The organism is Prochlorococcus sp. (assembly GCF_965655815.1).
GTDB lineage: Bacteria > Cyanobacteriota > Cyanobacteriia > PCC-6307 > Cyanobiaceae > Prochlorococcus_A > Prochlorococcus_A pastoris.
Window position 1 is genome coordinate 67,855 of sequence record NZ_CBFHHZ010000006.1, and the last position, 3,719, is coordinate 71,573.

Consider the following 3,719-nt stretch of genomic DNA (forward strand, 5'->3'; position numbering starts at 1 on the left):
GTCCTTAATCCAAAATGGATTGATGGAATGAAGGAAAACGGATATAAAGGTGCCTTTGAGTTTTCTGCAACGCTCGATTATTTATATGCTTATGATGCCACAACGGAAATCGTATCTGATTGGTGTTATACCCAAATATATAATTCTTGGATATGTGATGAGAACCTTAAAAAGTTTTTTATCGAGAATAATCCATGGGCCTTACGAGATTTATCACAAAGATTTCTTGAGATTATTAATAGAGAAATGTGGAATGACCATACTCCAGAAATATTAGATAATTTAAAAAAGATTGTTAATATGGCTGATGCCAAAATTGAGAAAAACGAATACTAGTTTATCTGCCCAATAATGAATATCCATGACTATCTGTTCCACAGGTTTTAAGCATATTGTGGCTTTCTGTTATTTTATTTATCTCTGAACATACAAAATTACTTGGTTGCCATCTTTCTCTTAAATCATAATCGTACCAAACTTCAATCCCATCAACTCCCTGCTTATTAGCTTCAGGAATAAGTTTATAAAAGGGAATTCTATACCTCGCTGGATGTGCAAGAAAAGATAACCCTCCTGATAATCTGATTGCCTTTGTTACCGAATTGATGTGTAAATCATTTCCAATTGGGGACTCACCTTGAATATAAGGTGTTAGATGTGTACTTTTTATATTAATTCCTAATCCAATTACGTGAACTAAGCATCCAAGAAGTAAACAATTTATTTCAATTCCAGAAATTAGTTTAAAAGAATCAGTTGGATATTTTTCAAGTATATTATTTTGTTCAATAAAATCATGTGCTTTAACAGTGTGATGATCTGTTATGGATATAAATTTTATTTTATTAATAAAGGCTTGATCTAATAATTGTTCTGGATCAAAGCTACCATCACTAAATTTCGTATGACAATGAAAATTTACTAATCCTGGACAGCTTTCTTTATTTATATTTGCTGTTATTTTTATTAAATCTTGCTTATCCATTCTTTAGAGATTCTTCATTTTTTCTTCTGATCTTTGCATATAACTGAATAGATAAAAGCATAAAAATTATTAGTCCAAACACACTCCATGTCGCAATACTGGTAGGGAAATTATTTTTAAAAATAACTAATAGGACAATTACAAATAACAATAATGTAGGAAGTTCATTTAGTAATCTAAGGTTTTTTGCAGATATTTTTGAAGTACCATTCTGTAAAGAGTTCATTATTTTATAACAGTAAACATGATATATGACTAAGCCCAAAACAAAAGAAATTTTTATCTGAAGCCATTTTTCACTGAGCCATCCAGGTTGCATAATTACTAAACAGATAGCCATACTTAAAGCCAGTATCATTCCTGGAGTAGTAATAATATTGGCAAGCCTTTTTTCCATCAAGGAATATTGATCATTAAACGCAATCTTCAAATCATCTTGCATGGTTCTTGACTCTTCATGATATATAAAAAGCCTAACTAAATAAAAAAGGCCAGAAAACCATACAATTACACCAATGATGTGAAGAGACTTAAACCATAAATATGCTTCTGATGACAAATTAATAAAATATAATTCATAAACTATTACCAATATAAATACTTATTTAATAGTGAATAATTTTAAATTTATAAAAATTAATCAATATTTATAACTCATTAAAGTAATTATAAATATCATTTGCTGAATGCATACCAAGACCTTTAACTTTTGAAAGTTCTTCTCTGCTTGCAATTCTAATTGCATCAATTGAATTGAAATGCTCAAGCAAATCTTTAATACGTGAAGGTCCTAAACCTGGTATTTGGGATAATTGAGATCTATTCATTCGTGTAGATCTTTTATTTCTATGAAATGATAATGCAAATCTATGTGCTTCATCTCTTACTCTTCGAAGTAATAGAAGTCCTTTTTGATTTTGATCGGTATCAAGAGATTTTGAAAAACCTGGTATGAATATCTCTTCATTTTTTTTTGCTAAAGAACATATATTAACTTCTTCATGTAGATCTAATTGTGTTAATGCCTTCAATGCTGCATTTAATTGTCCTTTTCCGCCATCTATCATAATCAAATCAGGCCAATCTGTTAGAAGATCATTTTCTAATGTACTTTTTTTCTTATCTTGTAACGAACTAATGTCGCCACCTTCAATTTTAAATTTTGACCATTTTTTAAATCTTCTGTATATAACCTCATAAATTGAGGCAAAATCATCACTATGTCCAATAAATATATTAGGATCTTTAATTTTATATTTTCTATAATTTTGTTTGGATGGAATACCATCTATAAAGACTACTTGTGATGCTACAGGATCTGTTCCTTGTATATGACTAATATCATATCCTTCAATTCTTCTCGGCTGGTTAGTTAATTCAAGTATTTGAGTCAAGTCTTCTATTGCAGATTCATTATCTTGAATTCCATTTAATATCCTCTCTAATTCTAATTTTGCATTTTTTAAAACCATTTCAACGGTTTCAAACTTTTTATTTCTTTTTGGGATAATTAACTTAACCTTTTTCTGCCTTAATTCACTTAACCATTCTTCAATTGTATTATGTTTTGGAAGATTAAATTGCAATAAAATTTCTGATGGTATTTCAACTCCTTCAACATTAATGTAGTGCTCTTCTAATACTCTTTGTAGTATCTCTGCCTCATCACAATTATCAATTTTTTGAGTATATCCAATTCTTCCTATTAATTTACCAGACCTCATTTGAAAAATTTGAATACTAGAGATGTTATTTTCAGAAACAATGCCAAAAATATCTCTATTAATTGATGAGTCTGGTATCGATATTTTTTGAGATTCAGTTAATAATTTTAAACCTGAAATTTGATCTCTTACTTTTGCAGCATTTTCAAATTCTAAATCATTGGAATATTGATTCATTTTTCGTTCTAGAAAAACCTCTAGATCATCGTTCCTTCCTTGGAAAATCATAGATACTTGTTTCATAGTTTTTTTATAATCTTCTGAGGATATTATTTCTTGACAAACTCCTGGACATCTCCCAATTGAATAATTTAAGCAAGTTCTATCTTTATAAACAGGACGAGGTCTTTGTCTTAACGGAAATATTTTTTTTATTATGAATAATGTTTTTCTTAATAATCCAACATCAACATAAGGTCCATAATATCTATCAAAATTATTTCTATTTCTCCTTTTTCTTGTTATAAAAATTCTTGGATATTGTTCGCTCCATGTAATGCAAAGATATGGATATTTTTTATCATCTTTTAATAGAATATTAAAATAAGGTTTATTAGTTTTAATTAAATTTGATTCTAAATTTAAAGCTTCATACTCACTATCTGTAACTATAATTTCAATTTCAGTTATTTGTCTAACCATTAGACTTAATCTGGGTGACAGTTCAGCATAATTATTAAAGTAACTACTGACCCTATTTCTTAGTGTTTTAGATTTGCCTATATAAAGTAAATTATTATCAATATCTTTAAAAAGATAACAACCAGAAGACTTTGGTATTTCAGATAATCTTGATTTTAATAAGTCCTTATTTTTAATAAGTTTATATTCAATTTTAAAATTATATTTTTTATCTAATACTTTAGTAGAAACTTTTGTTGAAGGATTAGTCATCTATAATTTCTAACCTCCGTAGTTCCATCCCGTAGAATTTAAATTTAACGAATCAACATCATTATTTAAATAAGCAGATAAAACTTCACCAACAAAAACTGTATGATCACCATGCA

Annotated in this window: 4 protein-coding genes; 1 reads left to right on the forward strand and 3 read right to left on the reverse strand. The window is 28.2% G+C overall.

The features are described 5' to 3' along the window. A partial coding sequence (locus ACTF45_RS07985; protein ID WP_438949738.1) for a cobaltochelatase subunit CobN occupies positions 1–336 on the forward strand: 336 nt, incomplete at its 5' end. A 1-nt stretch (position 337) separates the two neighbouring features. Here ACTF45_RS07985 and ACTF45_RS07990 read toward each other — a convergent pair. The 3 genes from ACTF45_RS07990 to uvrC all read right to left on the reverse strand — a co-directional run bounded on the left by ACTF45_RS07990 (position 338) and on the right by uvrC (position 3,603). Further along, the gene (locus ACTF45_RS07990) at positions 338–985 is read right to left on the reverse strand and encodes a PHP domain-containing protein (protein ID WP_438949739.1); all 648 of its coding nucleotides are present in this window, start codon (positions 983–985) and stop codon (positions 338–340) included. Further along, the gene (gene hemJ / locus ACTF45_RS07995; protein ID WP_288346893.1) at positions 978–1,544 is read right to left on the reverse strand and encodes a protoporphyrinogen oxidase HemJ; all 567 of its coding nucleotides are present in this window, start codon (positions 1,542–1,544) and stop codon (positions 978–980) included. The genes ACTF45_RS07990 and hemJ overlap by 8 nt, the downstream gene beginning before the upstream one ends. Before the next feature lie 88 nt (positions 1,545–1,632). Beyond that, positions 1,633–3,603, reverse strand: coding sequence for an excinuclease ABC subunit UvrC (gene uvrC, locus ACTF45_RS08000; RefSeq protein ID WP_438949740.1), 1,971 nt, complete (start codon positions 3,601–3,603; stop codon positions 1,633–1,635). Positions 3,604–3,719 lie beyond the last annotated feature (116 nt).